The organism is Burkholderia sp. SRS-25, assembly GCF_004343765.1.
Classification (GTDB): domain Bacteria; phylum Pseudomonadota; class Gammaproteobacteria; order Burkholderiales; family Burkholderiaceae; genus Burkholderia; species Burkholderia contaminans.
Genome location: NZ_PTXM01000036.1, coordinates 32,395 through 55,738, shown reverse-complemented (window position 1 = coordinate 55,738; position 23,344 = coordinate 32,395). Strand labels below are relative to the sequence as shown.

At 66.9% G+C, this 23,344-nt stretch carries 23 protein-coding genes; 9 read left to right on the top strand and 14 right to left on the bottom strand.

The features are described 5' to 3' along the window. The coding region (locus C5O79_RS35605; RefSeq protein ID WP_131932209.1) for a DUF6531 domain-containing protein at nt 1-3,592 on the bottom strand (3,592 nt) is incomplete at its 3' end. A gap of 271 nt (nt 3,593-3,863) precedes the next feature. Further along, on the bottom strand, nt 3,864-4,184 hold the full coding sequence (locus C5O79_RS35600) for a hypothetical protein (RefSeq protein WP_236862343.1): 321 nt from the start codon (nt 4,182-4,184) through the stop codon (nt 3,864-3,866). On the opposite strand from C5O79_RS35600, the gene C5O79_RS35595 reads away from it, so the two are divergent. Continuing rightward, on the top strand, nt 4,156-4,521 hold the full coding sequence (locus C5O79_RS35595) for an ASCH domain-containing protein (RefSeq protein ID WP_052759377.1): 366 nt from the start codon (nt 4,156-4,158) through the stop codon (nt 4,519-4,521). The two genes, C5O79_RS35600 and C5O79_RS35595, sit on opposite strands and share 29 nt — an antisense overlap. A 98-nt stretch (nt 4,522-4,619) precedes the next feature. Here the strand turns inward: C5O79_RS35595 and C5O79_RS35590 are convergent, their stop codons facing one another. Next, nucleotides 4,620-5,309 carry an aspartyl/asparaginyl beta-hydroxylase domain-containing protein gene (locus C5O79_RS35590; RefSeq protein ID WP_122476734.1) on the bottom strand — a complete coding sequence of 230 codons (690 nt, stop codon included), beginning with the start codon at nt 5,307-5,309 and terminating at the stop codon, nt 4,620-4,622. Between the two features lie 242 nt (nt 5,310-5,551). Between C5O79_RS35590 and C5O79_RS35585 the strand changes: the two genes are divergently transcribed. From C5O79_RS35585 to C5O79_RS35575, 3 genes are all read left to right on the top strand, one after another. Continuing rightward, nucleotides 5,552-5,896, top strand: coding sequence for a DUF4148 domain-containing protein (locus C5O79_RS35585; protein WP_122476731.1), 345 nt, complete (start codon nt 5,552-5,554; stop codon nt 5,894-5,896). Nucleotides 5,897-5,976: 80 nt separating this feature from the next. Further along, nucleotides 5,977-6,249, top strand: coding sequence for a DUF4148 domain-containing protein (locus C5O79_RS35580; protein ID WP_046549783.1), 273 nt, complete (start codon nt 5,977-5,979; stop codon nt 6,247-6,249). Between the two features lie 18 nt (nt 6,250-6,267). After that, nucleotides 6,268-6,546, top strand: a complete 279-nt coding sequence (locus C5O79_RS35575) for a hypothetical protein (protein WP_205746240.1) — start codon at nt 6,268-6,270, stop codon at nt 6,544-6,546. Here the strand turns inward: C5O79_RS35575 and C5O79_RS35570 are convergent. The 3 genes from C5O79_RS35570 to C5O79_RS35560 form a co-directional block, all read right to left on the bottom strand. Continuing rightward, on the bottom strand, nt 6,516-7,043 hold the full coding sequence (locus C5O79_RS35570; RefSeq protein ID WP_046549685.1) for a cytochrome b: 528 nt from the start codon (nt 7,041-7,043) through the stop codon (nt 6,516-6,518). The genes C5O79_RS35575 and C5O79_RS35570 overlap by 31 nt on opposite strands. Before the next feature lie 68 nt (nt 7,044-7,111). Continuing rightward, nucleotides 7,112-8,566 carry an ATP-binding protein gene (locus tag C5O79_RS35565; RefSeq protein WP_122476728.1) on the bottom strand — a complete coding sequence of 485 codons (1,455 nt, stop codon included), beginning with the start codon at nt 8,564-8,566 and terminating at the stop codon, nt 7,112-7,114. Then, nucleotides 8,563-9,222 carry a response regulator gene (locus C5O79_RS35560; protein ID WP_039346624.1) on the bottom strand — a complete coding sequence of 220 codons (660 nt, stop codon included), beginning with the start codon at nt 9,220-9,222 and terminating at the stop codon, nt 8,563-8,565. The genes C5O79_RS35565 and C5O79_RS35560 overlap by 4 nt, the downstream gene beginning before the upstream one ends. 294 nt (nt 9,223-9,516) lie before the next feature. Here C5O79_RS35560 and C5O79_RS35555 point away from each other — a divergent pair, with 294 nt between their 5' ends. From C5O79_RS35555 to C5O79_RS35545, 3 genes are all read left to right on the top strand, one after another. Then, nucleotides 9,517-9,867: a hypothetical protein gene (locus tag C5O79_RS35555; RefSeq protein ID WP_046549683.1), complete on the top strand. Its 351-nt coding sequence runs from the start codon at nt 9,517-9,519 to the stop codon at nt 9,865-9,867. A gap of 62 nt (nt 9,868-9,929) precedes the next feature. After that, entirely contained in the window at nt 9,930-11,099 is a 1,170-nt protein-coding gene (gene hpnI, locus C5O79_RS35550; protein ID WP_081421020.1) for a bacteriohopanetetrol glucosamine biosynthesis glycosyltransferase HpnI, read from the top strand. Continuing rightward, complete coding sequence (locus tag C5O79_RS35545; RefSeq protein ID WP_122476725.1) at nt 11,096-12,184, top strand: lysylphosphatidylglycerol synthase domain-containing protein; 1,089 nt, start codon at nt 11,096-11,098, stop codon at nt 12,182-12,184. Before hpnI ends, C5O79_RS35545 begins: the two co-directional genes overlap by 4 nt. Nucleotides 12,185-12,227: 43 nt before the next feature. On the opposite strand, the gene denD is transcribed toward C5O79_RS35545, so the two are convergent. The 8 genes from denD to C5O79_RS35505 all read right to left on the bottom strand — a co-directional run bounded on the left by denD (nt 12,228) and on the right by C5O79_RS35505 (nt 20,393). After that, complete coding sequence (denD, locus tag C5O79_RS35540; RefSeq protein WP_122476723.1) at nt 12,228-13,199, bottom strand: D-erythronate dehydrogenase; 972 nt, start codon at nt 13,197-13,199, stop codon at nt 12,228-12,230. Between the two features lie 28 nt (nt 13,200-13,227). Beyond that, nucleotides 13,228-14,004 carry a 2-oxo-tetronate isomerase gene (gene otnI / locus C5O79_RS35535; protein ID WP_047849475.1) on the bottom strand — a complete coding sequence of 259 codons (777 nt, stop codon included), beginning with the start codon at nt 14,002-14,004 and terminating at the stop codon, nt 13,228-13,230. A gap of 75 nt (nt 14,005-14,079) precedes the next feature. Beyond that, nucleotides 14,080-15,405 (bottom strand): MFS transporter, encoded by a 1,326-nt coding sequence (locus C5O79_RS35530; protein WP_122476720.1) that lies wholly within the window; start codon nt 15,403-15,405, stop codon nt 14,080-14,082. A 112-nt stretch (nt 15,406-15,517) separates the two neighbouring features. After that, complete coding sequence (locus C5O79_RS35525) at nt 15,518-16,156, bottom strand: aldolase (RefSeq protein WP_047849477.1); 639 nt, start codon at nt 16,154-16,156, stop codon at nt 15,518-15,520. Beyond that, nucleotides 16,153-17,451, bottom strand: coding sequence for a 3-oxo-tetronate kinase (gene otnK / locus C5O79_RS35520; RefSeq protein ID WP_047849478.1), 1,299 nt, complete (start codon nt 17,449-17,451; stop codon nt 16,153-16,155). Before otnK ends, C5O79_RS35525 begins: the two co-directional genes overlap by 4 nt. A gap of 19 nt (nt 17,452-17,470) precedes the next feature. After that, a complete protein-coding gene (gene ltnD / locus C5O79_RS35515; RefSeq protein WP_226245380.1) occupies nt 17,471-18,367 on the bottom strand; it encodes an L-threonate dehydrogenase in 897 nt (298 codons plus the stop codon). A 64-nt stretch (nt 18,368-18,431) separates the two neighbouring features. After that, on the bottom strand, nt 18,432-19,136 hold the full coding sequence (locus C5O79_RS35510) for a FadR/GntR family transcriptional regulator (protein ID WP_046549676.1): 705 nt from the start codon (nt 19,134-19,136) through the stop codon (nt 18,432-18,434). Nucleotides 19,137-19,325: 189 nt separating this feature from the next. After that, nucleotides 19,326-20,393, bottom strand: coding sequence for a GlxA family transcriptional regulator (locus C5O79_RS35505; RefSeq protein WP_046549675.1), 1,068 nt, complete (start codon nt 20,391-20,393; stop codon nt 19,326-19,328). A 290-nt stretch (nt 20,394-20,683) separates the two neighbouring features. Here C5O79_RS35505 and C5O79_RS35500 point away from each other — a divergent pair, with 290 nt between their 5' ends. Both C5O79_RS35500 and C5O79_RS35495 read left to right on the top strand, forming a co-directional pair. Next, the gene (locus C5O79_RS35500) at nt 20,684-22,069 is read left to right on the top strand and encodes an L-serine ammonia-lyase (protein ID WP_046549674.1); all 1,386 of its coding nucleotides are present in this window, start codon (nt 20,684-20,686) and stop codon (nt 22,067-22,069) included. A 16-nt stretch (nt 22,070-22,085) separates the two neighbouring features. Beyond that, nucleotides 22,086-23,330, top strand: coding sequence for a sarcosine oxidase subunit beta family protein (locus tag C5O79_RS35495; RefSeq protein ID WP_006480591.1), 1,245 nt, complete (start codon nt 22,086-22,088; stop codon nt 23,328-23,330). Nucleotides 23,331-23,344 lie beyond the last annotated feature (14 nt).

Below are 23,344 nucleotides of genomic sequence, written 5' to 3'. Positions count from 1 at the left end.
AGGTGAAGCGGCCTTCCTTGCCGTTGTGCCAGCGTTGCGTGAGGTTGCCGCGCGCGTCGTACTGGTAGTGGGTGCCGGCGTATTGCTTGAGCAGGTTGTCCAGCGCCTTGATGCGTGGCATGCGCTGGCGCTCGGCTTCGCGCTGCTCGGCCGGATCGATCAGGTTGCTCGCCGGATCGAAGTCGAAGGTCTCGTGGCCGAGCCGGCTTTGCGCTTCGAGCAGGCGGCCCACCGGATCGTAGCGGTACGCAAGCTGCCCGCGCCGTGTGTCGTTGATGTCGGTGAGCTGGCCGCTGGCGTCGTAGCGATAGCGGCGCACCAGCAGGCGGTTGCCGCCTGCGGTGTGTGTGGGAGCGGGCATGTCGCGCGCGAGCACCTGCTCGCTGAGCCGCCCCATGGCGTCCCACTGCTGCGTTTGCAGCAGGCGGTTGCCTTGCAGGCGCGCGACCTCGCGGTGCAGGTCATCACGCTCGTAGCTGACCAGTTCGCGCTCGTCGAGCTGCAGCGCCAACAGGTGGCCGCTGCCGTAGGTGAGCCAGCTGACGCGGTGGCCGTCCGGGCGCACGGTGGCGATGCGCTGGTTCAGCGCATCGTATTCGTGCTGCCACACCCCAACCAGCGGCTGGCCCAGGCGGGTGTAGTGCTGGTGCTCGCGCACCAGGTTGCCTGCCGGGTCGCGGAACCATTGCAGGCGGCTGTCGGCATTGCAGGCCAGCTCCAGGTTGCCGTTGCGGTCGTAGGCGAAGGTCTCGACCTGCCAGTCTTGCTCGCGTGGGGCCGCGTCGCCGGTTTGCAGCGCAGCGCGCCGCTCGGTGAGGCGACCCATCCGGTCAAAGGTGTAGGCGGTGGTGCGCTGCCCGTCGATGGCGCGCGCCAGTGTGCCGGTCTCTTCCTCGTATTCGTAGCGCGTGGTGGCACCATCGAAGCCGGTTTCCGCCAGCAGGCGGCCGACCGGATCGTAGTGGAACTCGGCATCGCGGCCGTTCTCGTTGCGCAGCGCGGTGAGCTGGCCGAGCTTGTCCCACTGGTAGCGCAGAGACTGGCCAGCGGCGTCCACGCGTTTTGCCAGCAGGCCGGCTTCGGTGTAGTCCCACTGCGTGCGCCGGCCCAGCGCATCCACATGCGTGAGCAAGCGGCCTTCGGCATCGCGCTCAAAGCGCTCTTCAGTGTCGTCCGGGTAGCGGATGGCGACAAGCTGTCCGGCCTCGTAGCGGTAGCGTGTGATCTGCCCAGCCGCGTTGGTGAACTGCACGAGCTGGCCGCGCTCGTCGTAGGTCCAGGTGCTGGCCTTGGCGGAGCAGTCCACGTAGCGGGTGAGCTGGCCGTTGGCGTTGTACTCGAGTTGCTTCTGCTTGCCGCTCGCATCGGTAATGCCGATCGGCAGGCCCATCAGGTTGTAGGCGTATTCGGTCTTGTTGCCCAGCGGGTCGATGGCCTCCGTGAGCCGGCCGCGGGTGTCGTAGTCGCGCAGCCAGAGGCCGCCCTCGGCGTCGCTGATCTTGATGAGCTGGTTCTTGGTGTCCCACGCGTAGTGCACGGTACTGCCGTCGTCACGGATGTGTTCGAGCAGGTTGCCGACCTCGTCGTAGGCGTAGCTGTCTTTGCTGCCGTCTGGATGGATGTGCTGGACGACGTTCTTGGCCTCGTCGCGGAACAACCATTCGGAGCGCTTGTCCGGGTGGACGATGCGGTAGGTGTAGCCCAAGTGGTCGTAGTAGTGCCGGGTCTCCTGGCCGTGGGCGTCGGTGACGTAGGTGAGGCGGAGGTTTTCGTCCCAACGAAGCTGAGTATCAAAGCTGCCGTCATCGGCCCATTCGCGCACGGCGCGGGCATTGGGGCCGTCACCTTCCCATTGCAGGTTCATGCCACGCCCGGTGCGGTCGGTGTAGTGGGTGATCAGGTGGTGCTGGTACTGGTAGGTCCAGACCTGTGCGTTCTCGTCCTGGGCCAGCGTGAGGTCGCCCGCTTCATCGTAGCGATACAGGCTTAGACGGCGCTGGGGTTCGTGCTCGCCCATCAGCCATAGGCCGGTGAGGCGGCCAACCTCGTCCACCAGGGTGCCGAGGTGGACATGCGCCTGGCTGGGGTCGTCCTGGTAGGTGATCAGGTCCGACAGCACGGCGCGATTGCCGATACGGTGGTCGTAGCCGAGCAGCATACCGGCACCGCCGCGCAATTCGATGTGCACGAGCAGGAAGCGATCACCGTGGCGATGGTAGGTCTCGCGACGTTCGTGGCCACGGCACAGTACCAGTTGGTGCTCGCTCACACGGGCCAGGGTGAGTTCTTCGATTCGGTCCTGGTACTCCATACCGACTTTGGGCAGCGGGTAGTCGTGGCTGCGGCCGTCAGCGCCGTGGTAGCGCAAGCCCTTGCCGGTCACGTCTATGCGTGTGGTGTACGGGGTGATCCAGCGCGCGCCCAACTCGCCGTCATCGAATGCACCGAGACTGGAGCGGTAGGTACGTGTCCAACTGATGGGAAATGGGCCGGGCAGCGTGAAGTCGGTCTGGCTGAGTGTTTCGCTGCCCGTGGCAAAGCTGATGTTGCTGCCGGTGCCCGTGGGCGCACAGTTCTTGCATGCGCTGGGGGTTTGGTCGGCCGGACGTTCTTTGACGCGAGCCTCCAGTGATTCGCCTGGATGGAACTGTCCAGCCTTGCTCGTCGTATCGGTCTTGACATTGGCGGCCAGGGGGCGGCCAGGCCCGCGCGCTTCGAGCGACCGATGTAATTCGGCGACGATCCACCCGACACTACCTTGCGTCGCCGGATTGGCCTGAGCTCGTACCTGCGTGGCCAAGAGCGCGGCAAACTGGCGCAGTAGCTGGGCGTTTGCGGCCATCTTGGCACGCGTTTCTTTTGCAGGGTTTTGTGCCGGGGCACTCTGGCTTGTGCTGGCGGCATCGCGCTGGAACTGAAGCGCCGCGTCATAGAGGTTGGAAAACACCTCGGTGGGGTCGTGCCATGACTTCCCCGATTCGCTTTTGCCGGGTGACATGCCGACAACATTGTTCACCTGGGCCAAGGCTTCCAGACCGCTGGCGAGGTCCAGCATGAGGGTTTCGCCAAAGGTGGCGGCCTCCTCCAGCAGGCTGGGTAGCCTTTGTTTGGCCTTCTCTACAGAGTCGTTCAACTCACCCCGAATGCTGCTGTTCAGATTGATCGCAAACGTGTTGAGCAGCGCCTCCCCAATCAGGGGCTTGCCGCTGTCGCTGTTCAGGAGTTCCTGTCGTGCCAGAAACAGGGTAGGCCGCAGCGTCATGCGGGCGGGAGCGGTGGCCGGAGCGGGCATTAGACCGATCAGATTGATGCTCGCGATTGCCCAGTCCGAGGTATCACGGTCCTCGCGTGTGGTGAGGGTGACAATGTCGCCCAGCAGGTCTGCCAGATTGAGGATGTTTCGGACGGCTGGAAGATTGCCTGCAACGGTGCGCAGGCGATCCAGGGTCACAGTTCCATCGGTGATGGTGCCCAGCCATTGGTCAAATGCACCGATGGTCAGCGCCACGTCACCCAGCTGGATTTGGTTGAGCGGAGCGACGGTGATGGGACGTGCGGAGGATGCGGACGGTTCAGGTGCTTGGCTTGCCATAGGTGCTCCAGGGGCCGAGCACCACAACTACTGCCTCCGGTGAAGGAATGACTAGCAGCAGGCGCTCAGCAGATGTGGACGTACATGGACTTCTCCAGACGCAAGCGTGAAGAGTTGCTGGCGATGTGAATATGGGATCGATCTGAAAAGACGTTCAGATGGCCTGATAGCTGTACGAAATTCGTTTCAGCGCATAGCCGTTCTCGTTGGCCCAGGCCGAGAAAGGCGCACAAGGGGCAGCGGTCCTGCCAGCCCGGTGCGCCATACCTGCTCACACCACAAAATTGCGCACCGACGCCAGCCCGTCGATGTAGTCCGACCACGCCTGCAGTATCTTCTGCCTCTGTTCGGCATATTCGGACCGATTGTAGACGCCGCGCACACAGCCGATGGTGTGATTCAACGCTTTCTCCACCACGTCCGATCCCCAGCCCTGTTCGTGCCGTAGCGCGGAGGCCGTGCGCCGCAGATCATGTGTGGTGAGGGTGGGAATCTCCTGCGCCTGTAATGAAACCTTCAGCGCCTGGAAGTGACGTTTTTTACCGATGAAGGAAATACTTGCGATGCCGCGACCCGCGCTGTCGATCGTCAAACCCGCCGTCGACGATATCGTCGCGGGCCGCAAGCGGGTCGAAATCCGGTCGTGGGCGCCGCCGGCCATACCGTTGCGCGATCTCGTGCGGGTGCAGAACACGGCCTTTCTGCGGCAGGACGGGCAGGAGGACCCTGACGATATCGCGCTCGCGTCGGTCGACGTCGTGGGCGTGCACGACTGGACGCCTGATGAAGCCCGCGCGCAAGGCGAGCACGGGTGCGCCGGATACGTGTGCGGGGAACTGACGAACATGCGGGCGATCGATCCGCCGTTCCGGTGTGTCGCCAGGCGCGGCATCCATGCGCTGGACGATGATTCAGGCAAGGTGTCCTGACGATCACGCCTGCATCCGGCGTGTGCTGAGCGTCTTCCCGACACAAGAGAGCGCAGTCGCGAAACGATGGGGCACCCGGCGCATGCCGGCTGTCGGCGCTAAACCGGAATCGATCGCCCGCGAATCCTGATCCCGAGCCGAACCACACCGATCACCGCATTCGACAACCACGTGAGCAGGCGCGGCATCCCGCGCCGGCGGATATCGAGCAGCAGCACGATCCGTACTTCGTCGCTGTCGTTCCATACCTCGTGCATGAACGTGTCGTCCCACAGCAGGAAGCGTCCTTCCTCGAGCCGGTATTCGTGGCCGTCGACCTTCAGCACGGCGGCCGGCGTGCCGTCCGCGCGCTTCGGCATCGACAGCACCAGATAGCCGCGCAGGATGCCGCGAAACGGCCCGCGATGCGGGGGAATGTGCTTGCCGGGCGCGAGGAACGACAGCGATGCGGACAGCACGTCCGGCGATGTCGCGACGATCGACGCGACGGTCGGGCAGCGCGACAGGTTGCGCGGGAACGGCTGGCCGTACGCCTGCATGATGAACATCCGCCAGTCGCGTGCATCGTTGGCCGAGATGTCGTACTGCTCGCGCATGATCTCGTGAAAGCGCGGAATGCGCGGCATGTCGCGCGCCACGGCGAACGCTTCAGCCTGGATGTCGGTCCATGCGCGGACGAAACGCCCTGCGTCGGGAAACGCGGCCGTGTCGAGCACCGCGCCGCCGTCGATATGGCGGTCGAACAGCATGCGCAGCAGGCCGGCTGCATAGTCGTAAGCGACGGACATGGTCGATCGAAGGGCGATCCGTAAAGGGTGACGTCAGTCTGCCCGAAGCGCGACTGGCGCTGCGTTACGTCAGGTTACGCCGGCTGACGAAAGAATGACAGTTTCATGAACGTCCATCCCGGGGCTCGCGGCGCGGGAGACGCCACGTGATCCGAGTTGCGCGACGAGCGGGAATAAACGCAGGCGCTCCGTCGTCATACGGGTGTAGCACGTCGTCTCGTTGACTTCTCAAGGAGTGGAACATGAACACGCATTGGCTGGTGGCCGCCGCGGTGGCGGCGATTTCCCTCGCGGGTATCGCGACGCAAGCGTCGGCACAGGAACTGACGCGCGCGCAGGTCAGGCAGGAACTGATCGACGCCGAAAACAACGGACTGCGCTTCGTGACCGATACGTCGTATCCGGACGTAAGCCCGCTGTTCCAGCGGCAGGTCGAACAGATGCCGGCGCATCAGGCCCGCACGGCGGTCGGCAGCGATCCGGCCGCTTCATCCGAAGCGGGCAAGCCGGCGACGATGTCGTCGCGCCGGGGTTCTGCCGCATGCGTCGGCCCCGCGAGCTTCTGCACGATCTATTTCGGAAGCTGACGCAGCCGCCTGCGTTCGCAGGTCAGGCATTCAAGGAATTCGACACGGTTGATCGATACGGAACATTGAAGGAGTTCATGATGAAAACATATATCGCAGTACTGACGATGATCGGAGCGATCGTCGGTCAGTCGGCTTTCGCGCAATCGGCCGCGCCGCTGACGCGTGCACAGGTTCGCGACGAATTGATCCGCCTGGAAGCAGCCGGGTACGACCCGGCGAAGGGAGACGAAGGCGAGTATCCGGCGGACATCCAGGCGGCGGAAGCGAAGCTTGCCGAGCAGGACCGGGCCCGGATGGCGGCAGCCGCGCACGCACCGGCGTCCGGCATGCCGGCGCAGACCAGCAACTAGGTGTGGAAATGGTCTTGTGTGACTTCAGGCCGTCGTGTTCGCGACACGGCAGGACGGCAGCCCTTCGTGCCGCTCGACGCGGCAGAAGGGCGCCGGCCGCGATGCCGGTCATTGCGCGCCGCTTCGCGCGGCGGCGCGATCATCTCATCGGCCGCTTGCGATGAGCGGCCGGCCGGTTGTGCGATGAACCGGGACGAAGACGGTATCGATATCGGCGGCAATCCGGTTCATGCGCGCGATGGCGTGCGGTGCCGCCGGCATGGCGATCACCAGGGCATCATGCGCTGCATGACCTGATCGCGCAGCACGAAGCGGTGCGCCAGCGCGGCTGCCACGTGCAGGCAAATGCCGGCGAACAGCACCCAGGCGAGGATGCCGTGCACATCGCCCATCGCATGGCCGAAGCTGGAGCCGGCTGCCGACAGCGCGGGCAGCGGCACGATCCCGACCAGCGTGACGCCCCACGCGCGCGACGACGCGTTGATCCAGCCGAGCAGCGGCACCGCGATCAGCAGCGCGTAGAGCGCAAAATGCGTCGCACCCGACAGTGCGCGCATCGCGGGCGACAGGTCATTCGCGGGCGGGCGATGCGTCGCGCGCCACAGCACGCGGCAAGCCATCGCCGCGACCAGCGCGGTTCCCACGAGGAGGTGGGCGGCGATCAGGCCGATGGGCTGCGTGTCGCGATGCACGTCGGGCATCGTCCAGCCGATCGCATATTGCGCGATGACCAGCGCGACGATCAGCCAGTGAAGCAAGCGCGCAACGGTGTCATATCGGGCGGGCGTGGACATGGAGACTCCTGGCGTACGGGGGAATGTATCGATCGTGGGGATTCTACGGTCGTATCCTTAACAAAACGTTAAGCACGGGGAATCGCACGTGACGGCGGGCCGGCGGGTTCGCCCGCTGGCGACGGTTCGCCCGCGCCAGCCGACGGCAGCGTGATCACGACACCGAGGCCTCGCCCGCCGATGCCGGCCCCGAACTGCACGGTGCCGCCGAAATACTGGGCGATGCGTGTGACGATCGACAATCCGAGCCCGCTGCCGGGCGATTGCACGCCGCTGCCCCGATAGAAACGGTCGCCCAGCCGCTCGTGCTCGACGGGTGCGACACCGGGCCCGTCGTCGCACACGACGATGCGTTGCCGCGTGCCGTCATCGTCCACACCGATCTCGATGCGGCCACCCTGGCGGCCGTACTTGATGGCGTTGTCGACGAGGTTGTCGAGCAGGATGCCGATCAGGATCGGATCGGCTTCGATCGCCCGTCCGGATACGGTGCCTGTCACGAGCGCGATGGCCTTGTCCGATGCCTTCGCGAGATGGCGATCGACGGCGGCTTCGACGAGTTCGCGAACGACGACGGCACGCGTCGGAATGCGTTCGTACTCGTCGAGCCGCGCGAGCAGCAGCAGTTGTTCGGCGAGACGCGCGCTGCGGTCGACGCCTTGAACGACCCGCTGCATCGCCAGTTGCTTGCGAGCCGGATCGTCGGTCGCGATCGCCACCTGCGCCTGGACCTTGATCGCGGCGAGCGGGGTCTTGAGTTCGTGCGCGGCGTCGGACGTGAACGCGCGCTCGCGCACGATCGATTGCCGCAACCTCGCCAGCAGGCGATCGATCGCGTCGACCAGCGCGCGCACTTCGTCCGGCACGGTGGCGATGCCGAGCGGTTCGAGCGATCGTGCGTCGCGTGCGCCGATCAGTGCCGACAGCGTCTTCAACGGTGCGAGACCGCGTCCGATCAGGTACCAGAGGAGCAGCGCCAGCACCGGGAGTGCGACGATCAGCGGCATGACGATGCCGCGCGCGATGCCGGTCGCCAGATCGCTGCGCGTGTTGACGATTTCCATCACGCGTATCCAGCGCCCCGACGCATCGTCGCGCAACGTGTGCGTGCGCCACGGTGTGTCGTGAATGACGATCGTTTCAGGGGTGCCGCGCGAGTTGCGCGTGCCGGGCAACCCGGCCGCTTCGGCCGGAAGGCTCGACGCGATGACGTGGCCCTGCGCGTCGCGTACCTCGAACAGCACGTCGCGCGGCAGGCGATCGCCGTCGGTCACGGGGCCGGGCCTCGAATGGCCACGATCCAGTTCGACGCGCGCATCCGGCGGAACACGGGCGAGGCGTTCGAGGTCGGCGGATGAAAGATCGACCAGCAGCGACGCGTATTCGACGAGGCGGGCGTCTTCCCATTCGCCAATCTCGCGCGTCGCATAACGGAAGCTGCCGAATACGGCAACGAGCCACACGACGGTCACGCAGCCGAGCGCCATCGACGACACGCGGCGCCGTATCGAGCGGGAGATCATGCGAGGTCGACGACGTAACCGATGCCGCGAACGGTGCGGATCAGGTCCGCGCCGAGTTTCTTGCGCAAGTTCGAGACATGGACCTCGATCGCATTGCTTTCGATACCTTCCTGCCAGCCGTACAGGGTGTCTTCGAGGCGCGCGCGCGATTGCGGCGCGCCCGGGTGGCTGACGAGCTGCACCAGGATGGCCCACTCGCGCGAGGTCAGTGCGATGCGCGACGCATCGCGTGTCACGGTGTGGGCGGTCAGGTCGATCGTGATGTCGCGCCACACGATCTCGTCGCCGGCGCGGCCCTGCGAGCGGCGCACGAGCGCACGACAACGGGCCAGCACCTCGGTCAGCTCGAACGGTTTCGCGAGATAGTCGTCCGCGCCGTCGTCGAGGCCGCGGACCCGGTCGGCCACGGTGCCGCGCGCGGTCAGCACCAGCACGGGAACCGTGTCGCCCGCATCGCGCAACGCACGCAGCAGTTCCGTGCCCGATTTCCCCGGCAGGCCGAGATCGAGCACGACGAGCGCGAAGCGTGTCGTCGCGAGCGCCGCGGCGGCCGCGTGACCGTCGCGCAACCAGTCGACGTGATAGCCGGCCTGACTCAGGCTGATCTCGAGACCGCTGCCGATCAGGTCGTCGTCTTCAACAAGGAGGAGTCGCATGGTCGATTCGGGTTCGGATGGTTGCGATTGTACGAGTGCAACCCTGCATCCCGTGCAACGGATTGTAATTGTGCTGCGTCAAGCTTTCGCCGATTCTGAAGAACGCTTAAGGTTTGCCGCCGGTAATCCCGCTACCATCAGCCACAACATTTCTCGGGTGGTGCTCCGCTTCCCTGGATCCCGAACCGGGTTTCGCCTGTCCGGCACTGGCCGCGCAAGCTTGCCCGTCAATCCGCGACGCTTCCGATCGATCCCAGGTCGATGGGAGTCGTCCGAACGGGAGGTTCATTCCTCATGGCATCCTCGACGATCGGGCGATGGCGCGCCCACCTGCTGATCGCCGCGCTGGCCGGCATGTTGATTCAGTGTTTCGTGCTGGTATCGTTGCTTGCATGGCGCGTACCCGAAGCATTTTTCACCACGATGACGTTTCGCATCTGGGTCGTCATCGCGGTCGCCACCGCGATCCTTTCAGCCCGCAAGCTTGCCGACGTCGCGTTCCGCGCCGCGATCGCCTGCGGCTACGTGCGCGTGACGGGAATCGATCGCCGCACGGTAGTTGTGTCATCTGATTGCGCGTATCGTCGCTTGGTCGTCCTTCACATCCGGCTCCACGGGAATCGATATGGCGGCGCGCACGGGTGAACCCGCGTACGCGCGGCGGCTCCCGGGTGTCGTGGTCTCACGGGTCACCACTGGGGAGAAGCATGGTATTGCTGCATGTGCTGCGCGCGCTGGCTGGGGCAATGTCGATCGTCTGCGGGCTGGGCGTGCTATTGGGCATTGCATACACGATCACGGCCAGCGTGCTGGTTGGCCGGTTCTTTTCCCGGGCGCCGGCCGAGCCGCGCGATTATCCGGGCGTCACCGTCGCGAAACCGCTGCACGGCGACGAGTGGCAGCTCGTACAGCATCTCGAAAGCTTCTTCGTGCAGGATTATCCGGGGCCGGTTCAGCACCTGTTCGGCGTGCACGATGCGAACGACAAGGCCCTCGCGGCCGTCGAGACGCTGCGGGCGCGCTACCCTGACGCGAACATCAAGGTCGTCGCCGATGCGCGGCTCTACGGGCCGAACCGCAAGATCGCCAATCTCGTGAACATGCTCGAACACGCGGAGTACTCGGTGCTCTGTCTCGCCGACAGCGACGTGCTGGTCGAGCGCGATTATTTGCGCGCCGTCGTCGGCGCGCTGCAGCAGCCGGATGTCGGCATCGTGACGAGCGTGTATCGCGGCATCGCCTCGCCGGGCTTCTGGCCCGGTGTCGCCGTCGCGATGACGAACTACCATTTCCTGCCGGGCGTGATCACCGGGCTCTTCATCGGGCGCGCACGGCCCTGCTTTGGCCAGACGATTGCGTTCACGCGCGCGACGCTCGAGCGCATCGGCGGGCTCACGCGTTTCGCGCATCACCTGGCCGAGGATCATGCGCTGGGCGAAGCGGTGCGGCAGGTGGGCGCGCAGGTCGTCATTCCCCCGTTCGTCGTCGGGCATGCATGCGTCGAGGAGACGTTCGCGAAGCTGTACGCACACGAATTGCGCTGGAGCTGCACGATCCGCGCGGCGGACCGGCTCGGTCACGCCGGCTCCGTGCTGATGCACCCGGTGCCGCTCGCGCTGCTGGCGCTGCTGTTCTCCGGCGGCACGGCCGTCGCATGCGGGCTGGTGGTCGCGGCGCTTGCCGCGCGGGCGCTGCTCATGCTGAAAACGAGCCGGGCGACCGGCGCGGGGCTGCGCGGCGCGCTCTGGCTGCCGTTCGTCGATCTCCTGCAGTTCTGCGTGTTCGTGTCGAGTTTCTTCTCGTCGCATGTCGTGTGGCGCGGCACACGTTTTCGCGTCGACCGGGAAGGCCTGTTGTCGCCCGCGAGCGAATCATGACGACGCCGACGAACGCCGGCGCCGATGCCGCGGAGCGGAACGCCGCGCGGGGCGACACGCGGCTTCGCCATGTGGGGCAGGTGGCGGCGCTGGGCGGGCTGGCGCTCGCCGTGTGGCTGATCTGGCGTGAGCATCCGCTGGACATCCTGCATCGCCTGCGGATCGCCGGGGCAGGCCTGTTGCTCGCGGCGCTGGCGCATATCCTGCCGATGCTCGCGAATGCGTGGGACTGGCGGATGCTGATCCGCGGCCCGCGCCGGCCGTCGTTCGCGACGATGCTGAAGCTCGTGTGGATCCGCGAATCGATCAACGGGTTGTTGCCGGTCGCGCGGATCGGCGGCGAGATCGTGTCGTTCGGCCTGCTGCGGCAGGCGGGCGTGCGGCCGGCAACTGTCGTCGCCAGCCTCGTCGCCGACATGCAGCTGACGCTGATCAGCCAGCTGGTGTTCGCGCTGGTCGCGATCGGCTACGTGCTCGAGCATGTGTCGTCCGATGCCGCGCGCGTGGCCGGCAATCTCGCGATCGGCATGGCCGCGCTGGTGCCGGTGCTGCTGCTGTTCGCACTGGTGCAGCATGCGCGGCCGTTCGAGCGCGCGATGCGCGTGCTCAACCGCGTCACGAGCGGCAAGGTGGTGGCGCTGGTCGGCGAATCGGCGCGCACCGATCAGTCGATCCGGATGATCTGGAGAAAGACCGGCATCGTCGTGCGTTATCTCGTGATCTGGCAGACGCTGCAGTTCGTCGGCTATGCGCTGGAAATCTGGCTCGCGCTGTATTTTCTCGGCGCGGAGCCGACGTTCGCGCAGGCGCTCGCGATCGAGGCGCTGATCCAGCTCGTGAGCAGCATCGCGTTCCTGATGCCGGGCGGGCTCGGGGTGCAGGAGGGCGGGTTCGTGCTGATCGGCGGGCTGCTCGGGTTCGACCCGCCGACCTGCCTCGCACTGGCCGGCGCCCGCCGCGTGCGCGACCTGCTGTTCTATCTGCCGGGCCTGATGGCGTGGCAGTGGGCGGCCGGTTCGGCGAACCGGCCGGGCGGGACGAAAAACGCGCCGTTGCCCATCGGGGAATCCGCCCGGTCGCGTTGAGGCGACCGGGGAGCCCGCGTCCGCGCGTCGAGCGGCGCGGGAATCAGCGCCGTTCGTCGGCGAGGTGGCTGCGGATCACGTCCGCGAACGACGTATCGCCCTTCAGCCCGAGCGCTTCCGCGCGCGACGTATCCCAGCGGCCCGGCCAGCTGCCGACGATCTTCTCGACGCGATCGTCCGGCACATGGCGGATCAGCTTCACGACTTCGTCACCCGCGACTTCGCGCAGCGCCGCGATCATTTCGTCGACCGATACCGACAGCCCGGGCAGATTGATCACCCGCTTGTTGCCGAGCTTCGCGCCGTCGATCTCGCAGCCCGCGACGAGCGCTTCGATCGCACCGCGCGGCGACAACAGCCACAGCCGCGTCGAACCCGGCACCGGGCACACGCTTTCCTCGCCGTTCAGCGGCTCGCGGATGATGCCGCTCGCGAACGACGACGCAGCCGCATTCGGGCGGCCCGGCCGCACGCTGATCGTCGGCAGCCGCAGCACGCGACCGTCGACGAAGCCGCGCCGCGCGTAGTCGCACAGCAGCAGCTCGGCGATCGCCTTCTCGGCGCCGTACGACGATTGCGGGTTCAGCGCGGTGTCGTCCTGCACGACGTCCGGCAGCGTGCCGCCATAGACCGCGACGGAGCTCGTGAACACGACGCGCGGCCGATGGCCACGCGCGCGGCACACTTCGAGCAGCGTGCGCGACGCGTCGAGGTTGATCCGCATGCCGAGATCGAAATCGGCTTCGGCCTGCCCGCTGACGATCGCGGCGAGGTGGAAGATCGCGCCCGTTTGCGTGTCGATCGCGCTGTCGAGCACCGCGCGGTCGGCGATGTCGCCGACGATCGACGTCACGCGCGCGTCGCCGAAATCGCTGCCGGCGACGACGTCGAGCAGGACCAGCTCGTCGATCTTCTCGCTGCGGCCGTCGGGGCCGGTCAGTTCGCCGCGCTCGAGCAGCTTGCGCGCGAGACGCTGGCCGAGAAAGCCGGCGCCGCCGGTGATCAGTACTTTCATGTTCTTTACCCTCGGAAGAATGCGGGAATTACAGGTACGCCTTGAGCCAGCCGAGCCCTTCGGACGTGCCGGCCTTCGGGCGGTACTCGCAGCCGATCCAGCCGTCGTAGCCGAGCGCATCGATCAGCGCGAACAGGTATGGGTAGTTGAGTTCGCCGATATCCGGCTCGTGGCGCTCGGGCACGCCCGCGATCTGGATATGGCCGATGCCCGCGAAATCGCGCTTGAGCTTCATCGCGAGATCGCCTTCGACGATCTGGCAGTGGTAGCAGTCGAACTGCACTTTCAGGTTCGGCGCGCCGACTTCCGCGCAGATCGCCTGCGCGTCGTCCTGGCGGCTCAGGAAATAGCCGGGCATGTCGCGCTGGTTGATCGGCTCGATCAGGATCGTGATGCCGTGCGCGGCGGCGGCCTGCGTCGCGTGCCGCAGGTTCGCGAGGTAGGTGTCGCGATGGCGGGCACGGTCGGCGCCCGGCGGCACCATGCCGGCCATCACGTGCAGCTTCTTGTTGCCGAGCACGCGTGCATAGTCGAGCGCCAGGTCGATGCCGCGCCGGAACTCGTCCTCGCGGCCCGGCAGCGATGCGGTGCCGCGTTCGCCCGCGGCCCAGTCGCCGGGCGGCGCGTTGAACAGCGCCTGTTCGAGGCCGTGCGCGTCGAGGCGTGCACGGATGTCCTCGGCGGCGAAGTCGTACGGGAACAGGTACTCGACGGCCTTGAATCCGTCGTACGCGGCAGCGGCGAAGCGTTCGAGGAACGCGTGCTCGGTGTACATCATCGAGAGGTTGGCGGCGAAGCGTGGCATGGCAGCGGGTCCTGTGAATGAATGGGGCGGGGCGCCGTGCGCCCCGCATCGAATGATGAATCGGCCAGCGCCGGATCAGCGGTTCACGAGTTTCGCGGGCGTGAGCCACACGGCGATCGCGCCGATCACGAGCATCGCGGCGAGCACGTACATGCCGGACGCCGTGCTGTGCGTGACGTCCTTCAGATAGCCGATCACGTACGGGCTCGCGAACCCGGCGAGGTTGCCGACCGAGTTGATGATCGCGATCCCGGCCGCGGCCGCGGAGCCCGCGAGGAACGCGGTCGGCAGCGACCAGAACAGCGGCGCGCAGGTCAGCACGCCGCCCGCCGCGAGCGACAGGAACACGATCGACACCGCTGTATTGTGCGAGTGCGACGCCGCGACCGCAAACCCGAGCGCGCCCATCAGCGCGGGCACGATCAGGTGCCAGCGGCGTTCGCGGCGCTTGTCCGCGCTGTGGCCGAACAGGTTCATCACGACGATCGCGACGACGAACGGAATGGCCGACAGCAGGCCGATCTGCAGCGTATCGGTGATGCCGGTCGACTTGACGAGCGTCGGCATCCAGAACGTGAGGCCGTACTGGCCCGTGACGAATGCGAAGTAGATCAGCGACATCCACCACATGCGCGGGTCCGCGAACACGGCCTTCAGCGAATGGCCGTGCTTCTGCTGTTCCTGCGGCTGCGCGGCGATCTCGTCCTCCAGCAGCTGCTTCTCGCGCTCGTCGAGCCACTTCGCGCCGCGGATGCTGTTGTCGAGATACAGGATCGTCGCGATGCCGACGAGCACGGCCGGCACGGCCTCGATCATGAACATCCATTGCCAGCCGTGGAAGCCCGAGCCACCGTGAAAGCGCTCCATGATCCAGCCCGACAGCGGGTTGCCGAAGATGCCCGACACCGGAATTGCGGACATGAACACCGCGATGATCTTCGCGCGGCGATGCGACGGGAACCAGTACGTGAGATACAGGATCACGCCCGGATAGAAGCCGGCTTCCGCGAGGCCGAGCAGGAAGCGCAGCACGTAGAACTGCGTCGGCGTCTGCACGAACGCGAACAGCGCGGACAGCAGGCCCCATGTGATCATGATCCGCGCGATCCAGATGCGCGCGCCGATGCGGTGCATCAGCAGGTTGCTTGGCAGTTCGAACAGAAAATAGCCCAGGAAGAAAATGCCGGCGCCGAGCCCGAACACCGTTTCGCTGAACGCGAGATCCTGCGACATCTGCAGCTTCGCGAAGCCGACGTTCACGCGGTCGAGATACGCGACCACGTAGCAGAGCATCAGGAACGGCACGATGCGCCAGAACACTTTCTTGTAGGTGCGGTCGAGTTCCGCGGCATGGGCGGGCGCGGCGGGCGAGCGGCCAGCGGCCGCGTCGAGAGCAGTCATCGTCGTCTCCAATGATGTCGTGTGCCGGCGGCGCGTACGTCGCCGGTCGTGTGTGTGCTGACGGAAGGGCCCGCGCACACGGCGGGCATGGGAATCGTTGCGTGGCGTGCCGCTACCAGCGCGCGCCGAAGCTGGTGCGCAGTTCGTCGAGCGCTGTGTCGTCGAGCGGCTCGGGTTTCGGGTGCGTCATCAGCCACAGGCGCGCCGTTTCCTCGAGTTCCTCGAGCGCATACGACGCGTGCGATACCGACGGTCCCCACATCACCGGGCCGAGGCGGTCGAGCAGCACGCCGCGCACCTGGTCGGCGAGCGCCGCGACTTCGGCCGCGACGCCCGGATCGCCGGGGCGGCGGTAACGGATCAGCGGAATGTGGCCGACCTTCATCACGTAGTACGGCGTGATCGGCGGCAGCACGTCGGTGTCGCGCCACACGCCCGCGAGCGTCAGTGCGACGAGGTGCGTCGAATGCGTGTGGACGACGCCGTTCGCTTCGGCATTGCGCGCGTAGATGCCGCGATGCAGTGCGAGCGTCTTCGACGGCTTGCCGCCCGATACGGGCTGGCCATCGAGGCCGACCTTCGCGATGTCGTTCGGGTCGAGCCGGCCGAGGCAGGCGTCGGTCGGCGTGATCAGCCAGCCGTCGGCGAGGCGCGCGCTGATGTTGCCGGCGCTGCCGACGGCGTGGCCGCGCGCATACAGGCTTGCGCCGACCACGCAGATCTCTTCGCGCAGTTTCGCTTCGTCGCTCATCGTGCGGCTCCGTCCAGCGCGCGCAGCGCCTTGTCGAAAAAGTCCGTGGTGCCGAAGTTGCCGGACTTCAGCGCGAGGCCGAGCGGCTGCGCGTCGATGGTGGCCGTCGCCGGCACGCCCGGATCGATCTGCGCGCCGATCTGCAGCGACTTCACGTCGAGCGCCTGCACCACCGCGCCGGACGTTTCGCCGCCGGCGACGACGAACTTGCGCACGCCGAGGTCACGCAGCCCACGCGCGATCGCCGCGAGCGTGGCTTCGACGAGATGGCCGGCCGCGTCGACACCGAGCGCCTGCTGCACGGCCTTCACTTCGTCGGGCGTCGCGGTCGCATAGATCAGCACGGGTTGCGGCAGGTGCGAGCGCGCGAACGCGAGCGCCTGGTCGACGACAGGTTCGCCGCGCGAGGCCGCGAGCGGATCGATGCGGAAGCTCGGCCGCGTGGCGCGCCATGCGGCGACTTGCGCATTGGTGGCCTTCGACGCGCTGCCGGCGAGCACGGCCGACAGGCCGTCGATGCGCGGCAGCGACGCCGCGTTGTCGCGCTCGGGCAGTTGCTCCGCACGGCGGAAATTCGCGGGCAGGCCGAGCGCGATGCCCGAGCCGCCGGTGACGAGCGGCAGGCCCGCGCATGCTTCGCCGAGCACGTAGAGGTCGCGGTCCGACAGCGCGTCGGCGATCGCGAAGCGCGCGCCTTCCGCGCGCAGTTGCTCGATCCGCGTGCGCACGGCGGCCGCGCCCAGCGCGATCGTGTCGTAGCGGATCAGGCCGACCGGCGACTTCGTCTGCCGCTGCAGCACGCGCACGAGGTTCGCGTCCTTCATCGGCGTGAGCGGATGGTTCTCCATCCCCGATTCGTTCAGGAGCACGTCGCCGACGAACAGGTGGCCGCGATAGATCGTGCGACCGTTCTCGGGGAATGCCGGGCACGCGATCGTGAAGCCGCCGCCGGCCGCATCGAGCAGCGCGTCGGCGACGGGCCCGATGTTGCCTGCGTCGGTCGAATCGAACGTCGAGCAGTACTTGAAGAAGAACTGCCGGCAGCCTTGCGCGCGCAGCCATTCGTATGCGGCGAGCGATTGCGCGACCGCGTCGGCGGCGGGGATCGTGCGCGACTTCAGCGCGACGACGATCGCGTCGGCGTCGAGCGTGGTGTCGGCGGCGCCGTCGGCGGGCACGCCGATCGTCTGCACGGTGCGCATGCCGCTCTTCACGAGCATGTTCGCGAGATCGGTCGCGCCGGTGAAATCGTCGGCGATGCAGCCGAGCAGGGGACGGGAAGCGGAAGCGGTCATGGCAGAAGCGTCGGTCGAATCAGCGGGCGGGCGGCAGCGTGATGCCGGGGAAAGTCTTGATCACGGCGGAATCGTCCTCGCCGCCGTGGCCGGCGCTCGACGCGCTCATGAACATCTGGTGCGCGGTGGCCGACAGCGGCAGCGGGAACTTGCTGCGGCGCGCGGTATCGAGCACGAGGCCGAGATCCTTCACGAAGATGTCGACGGCCGACAGCGGCGTGTAGTCGCCGTTCAGGATGTGCGGCACGCGGTTCTCGAACATCCACGAGTTGCCGGCGCTGTGCGTGATCACGTCGTACAGCGCGTCGGCATCGACGCCTTCGCGCAGGCCGAGCGCCATCGCCTCGGCCGCTGCCGCGATGTGCACGCCGGCGAGCAGCTGGTTGATGATCTTCACCTTCGAGCCGATGCCGTGCGCGTCGCCGAGGCGATAGACCTTGCCGGCGATCGCCGCGAGCACGTCCTCGCAGCCCGCATACGCGGCGGCCGGGCCCGACGTCATCATCGTCATCTCGCCGGAGGCTGCGCGCGCGGCGCCGCCGGATACCGGCGCATCGAGCATCTGCAGGCCGGCGGCCTCGATGCGCGCGCCGAGCGCGACCGCGAATTCGGGCGCGACGGTCGCGCTGGCGATCACGACGCCGCCCGGCTTCATCGCCGCGACCGCGCCGTGCTCGCCGAACAGCACCGTTTCGGTCTGCGCGGCATTGACGACGAGCGTGACGACGACGTCGCACTGCGCACCGAGTTCGGCCGGCGTCGCGCAGGCGATGCCACCTTCGGCGGCGAACGCCTGCAGCACGGTGTCGCGCACGTCGCATGCGTGCACGCGCAGGCCGGCGCGCAGCAGCGAGCGGGCGACGCCGAGGCCCATCGCGCCGAGGCCGATGACTCCAACATTTCGTGACATGGTCAACCTTGATCGATTCGGGAGAGGTTCATGACAGCGGCGGCGCCGGTAACGGCCGCGGCCGCCGGGTTCAGCAGATACCGGCTTCCGCGAGACGGCGGGCGGCGTTGTACATGTGCGTGCGGGCCGCGTTGCGTGCGGCCATCGGGTCGCGCGCGCGGATCGCGTCGGCGATCGCCGCGTGTTCCTCGCGCACCTGGCGCGAGAAGTCCTCGCGCGTCGCTTCGTTGCGCCGCGTGACCTTCACGCCGGCTTCGAGGTACTGGTTCAGGAACTGCAGCGTCTTCAGGAAATACGGGTTGCCGGTGACGGCCGCGATCGTGCGGTGGAACGCGACGTCTTCCGCGACGCCGTCGCGCCCTTCAGCGACCGCATCGTCGATCTTGCGCAGCGCATCGTCGATGTCGGCCATGTCTTCATCGGTGTGGTTCAACGCCGCTTCGGCCGCGACCTCGGCCTCGATCGCGCGGCGCACCGCGAGCAGGTGCGGCAGCGACGTGGCCTCGACTGCCTCCGCGTAGTCGATCCGCAGCGGCCGGATCGCGCCGTGCTGGTTCACGAACACGCCGCTGCCCTGGCGCGGCTCGACCACGCCTTCGTTCTTCAGCCGCGAGATCGCCTCGCGAATCACCGTGCGGCTCACGCCGAATTCCTGCGCGAGCACGGCCTCCGTCGGCAGCTTGCCGGTGGCGGAGAAACTGCCGACTTCGATCTGCTTGAGCAGTTGCTGCGCGACATGATCGCTCATCGCGCGGGCGGGAATTTTCTCGAACATGGTGCTCTGGCTTGTAAGGTTATGTGGTCATCATACAAATTTGAGTGTGCGACAGCATCCGTGATAACCCTCGGTTAACGGCGCGCAACGTCGGCTAAATTGATTGGAACCGGTTCCAATTGAAGGGAAACCGATGCGTTCGGGTGTCGTGTCGCGATCGGTTGGTAATGGGGCGGGTGCCCGTTGGCGTCAATCGACGATGTCCTCGACGGGGTCCGCCGCGATTGCCGCGCCGGCTTCCGCCACTTCCCCGCCACGCTCCCGATAAGTCGCCGGCGGCACGCCGAACTGCTTGCGGAATTCGCGCCCGAGGTGCGACGCATCGGCGAATCCGCAGCTCGACGCAATATCGGCCACCGTGCGGTCCGAACTCGTCAGCAGCCACGCGGCCGTGCGCAGCCGCACCTGCTTCGCGAACGCCTGCGGGCTCTTGCCCGTTTCCGCCTTGAACAGCCGCTCGAGCTGCCGCGTCGACAAATCGAGCTTGCTCGCGAGCTCGTCGAGCGACAGCGCGCGGCCGACATGCTGTTCCATCAGGAGAATCGCGCGCTTGACCTTCGGGTGCGTCGCCGGCTCGAGGCCCGGCGGATGCGGCTGCGGCGCATTGCCTTTCTGCATCTCGCCGACCAGCAGGATGCGCAGCGCCTTCTGCACGGTCGCGTGATCGAAATGGCGCAGCAGGATCGCGGCGGCGACGTCGATCGACGCGCGGCCGCCCGAACAGGTGATGCGGCGCCGGTCGATCACGAACAGCCGGTCGGCGATCAGCAGGTCGGGATCGGCGGCCGGGAAGCGCTCGATGAAATCCCAGTAGTGGAACCAGCTCACGCAGGTGCGGTAGCCGTCGAGCACGCCGGCGCGCATCAGCGTGAACACGCCGGTGCAGATGCCGACGACGGTGGCGCCGCCCGCCGCCGCGCGGCGGATGAAGTCGAGCGTCTCGGGGCCCGCCTGCGGCCCCGAATGCAGCAGCCCGCCCACCACCACCACGTAGTCGAACGGCTCGGCCGCGTCGAACGTTTCCCACGGCGTGATCTGGATCCCGCAACTCGCGCGCACCGGCGCGAGGGTCTCGCCGATCACGCTCCACGCGCAGCGCACGGGCTTGCTGTAGTCGCCGTCGTCGGCCGACAGCCGCAGCATGTCGACGAAGCCGGAGAAGGCTGTCAGCGTGAAGTTCGGCAGCAGCACGATGCCGAAGCGGATGCGCCGCGGCGCGGGTTCTGCGAGGGGGGAAGCGGGTACGTCGGTTGTCATCGCGGCCAGTCTCTTCACGCCGGGCGGGCGGTCTCACTCAATCTGTTGATACGGGTCATGCGGGTACGGCAGTCGGGCGGGGCGGATATAGCCAGCGTCGCTGATCGGTTCCGGCCCGACTTGTGGTTTTCCGTCGCGAACCATCGCCAAAACGCACTTTCGGGCCTGCCGACATGGCGCTTGGCGGCGGTATCCCACGCCGATGCCGTTTTTGTTCTATCGGCCGATTTTACGCTTTGATGTACTGGCGCCAACGTCATTTCACGTGTGTCCCACCCAGAGGAAGCCAGATGAACGTCAGCGTCTTCGACCTGTTCAAGATCGGCATCGGCCCGTCCAGTTCGCATACGGTCGGCCCGATGATCGCCGCGTGCCGCTTCGCGTCGCACGTGGAGGACGCGAACCTGCTCGGTTTCGTGCGCCGCGTGCGGGTCGAACTATACGGCTCGCTCGGCGCGACCGGCAAGGGCCACGGCACCGACAAGGCCGTGCTGCTCGGTCTCGAGGGCCACCTGCCCGACACGATCGATCCGGACCTGATCGAGCCGCGGCTCGCCGCGATCCGCGCGGAGAAATCGCTGTCGCTGCTCGGCAAGCAGACCGTCCGCTTCGAGGAAAAGGAGCACATCGGCTTCTATCGCAAGCTGATGAGCGGCACGAGCATCGTGCACCCGAACGGGATGCGCTTCCAGGCGTTCGACGAGCACGGCCAGCTGCTCGTCGAGAAAGAGTATTACTCGGTCGGCGGCGGCTTCGTCGTGAACCGCGACGGCGATCGCGTGAACGGCGTGCGCGCGGCGGTCGAGGTGCCGTATCCGTTCCGCACCGGTGACGACCTGATGCGCCAGTGCCGCGAGCACGGGCTGTCGATCGCCGAGCTGATGATGCGCAACGAATGCGCGCTGCGTCCCGCCGAAGAAGTGCGCGCCGGGCTGCTCGCGATCTGGCGCACGATGGCCGCGTGCGTCGAGCGCGGCTGCAAGGTCGAGGGTGACCTGCCGGGCCCGATGCGCGTGAAGCGCCGCGCGGCCGAGCTGAACGCCCGCCTGCGCGAGCGCTCGGAAGAGTCGCTGCGCGACCCGCTGTCGATGCTCGACTGGGTCAACCTGTATGCGATGGCCGTCAACGAGGAGAACGCGGCGGGCGGCCGTGTCGTCACCGCGCCGACCAACGGCGCGGCCGGCGTGATTCCTGCAGTGCTGCACTACTACGTGAAGTTCGTGCCGGGCTCGAACGAAGCCGGCATCCTCGAATTCCTGATGACCGCCGCGGCGATCGGGATCATCTACAAGGAAACCGCGTCGATCTCGGGCGCGGAAGTGGGTTGCCAGGGCGAAGTGGGCGTCGCGTGCTCGATGGCCGCCGCCGCGCTCGCCGCGGTGATGGGCGGCACGCCCGACCAGGTCGAGAACGCCGCCGAGATCGGCATGGAGCACAACCTCGGGATGACCTGCGACCCGGTCGGCGGGCTCGTGCAGATCCCGTGCATCGAGCGCAACGCGATGGGCGCGATCAAGGCGCTGAACGCGTCGCGCATGGCGCTCAAGGGTAACGGCCAGCACTACGTGTCGCTCGATTCGGTCATCAAGACGATGCGCGAGACGGGCGCCGACATGAAGACGAAATACAAGGAAACGTCGCGCGGCGGTCTGGCCGTGAACGTCATCGAATGCTAAACGAAGGATCACTCACATGAGCCGCTACTCGATATTCAGCCTGTTCCGCAACGGCCTCTCGTATCACGAGAACTGGGAAAAGCAGTGGAAGAGCCCGGAACCGAAGAAGGAATACGACGTCGTGATCGTCGGCGGCGGCGGCCACGGCCTCGCGACTGCCTACTACCTCGCGAAGGAGCACGGGATCACGAACGTCGCGATCCTCGAGAAGGGCTGGATCGGCGGCGGCAACACCGCGCGCAACACGACGATCGTGCGCTCGAACTATCTGTGGGACGAATCGGCCGCGCTGTACGAAAAGGCGATGAAGCTGTGGGAAGGGTTGTCGCAGGACCTGAACTACAACGTGATGTTCAGCCAGCGCGGCGTGATGAACCTGGCTCACACGCTGCAGGACGTGCGTGACACCGAGCGCCGCGTGAACGCGAACCGCCTGAACGGCGTCGACGCCGAATTCCTGACGCCCGCGCAGATCAAGGAAATCGAGCCGACCATCAACCTGAACAGCCGCTACCCGGTGCTCGGCGCATCGATCCAGCGCCGCGCGGGCGTGGCGCGTCACGACGCGGTGGCCTGGGGCTTCGCGCGCGGCGCGGATCGCGCCGGTGTCGACATCATCCAGAACTGCCAGGTGACGGGCATTCGCCGCGAAGGCGGTGCAGTCGTCGGCGTCGACACGGTGAAGGGTTTCATCAAGGCGAAGAAGGTTGCAGTGGTCGCCGCCGGCAACACGACGACGCTCGCCGACATGGCCGGCGTGCGCCTGCCGATCGAAAGCCACCCGCTGCAGGCGCTGGTGTCCGAGCCGATCAAGCCGGTGGTGAACTCGGTGATCATGTCGAACGCGGTGCACGCTTACATCAGCCAGTCCGACAAGGGCGACCTCGTGATCGGCGCCGGTATCGACCAGTACACGGGCTTCGGCCAGCGCGGCAGCTTCCACATCATCGAGAGCACGCTGCAGGCGATCGTCGAGATGTTCCCGGTGTTCTCGCGCGTGCGGATGAACCGCCAGTGGGGCGGCATCGTCGACGTGTCGCCGGACGCATGCCCGATCATCACCAAGACCGACGTGAAGGGCCTCTATTTCAACTGCGGCTGGGGCACCGGCGGCTTCAAGGCGACGCCCGGCTCGGGTTGGGTGTTCGCGCACACGATCGCCCGCGACGAACCGCATCCGCTGAACGCGCCGTTCGCGCTCGACCGTTTCTACACGGGCCACCTGATCGACGAGCACGGCGCCGCCGCCGTCGCGCACTGAACGAGGAGATAAAC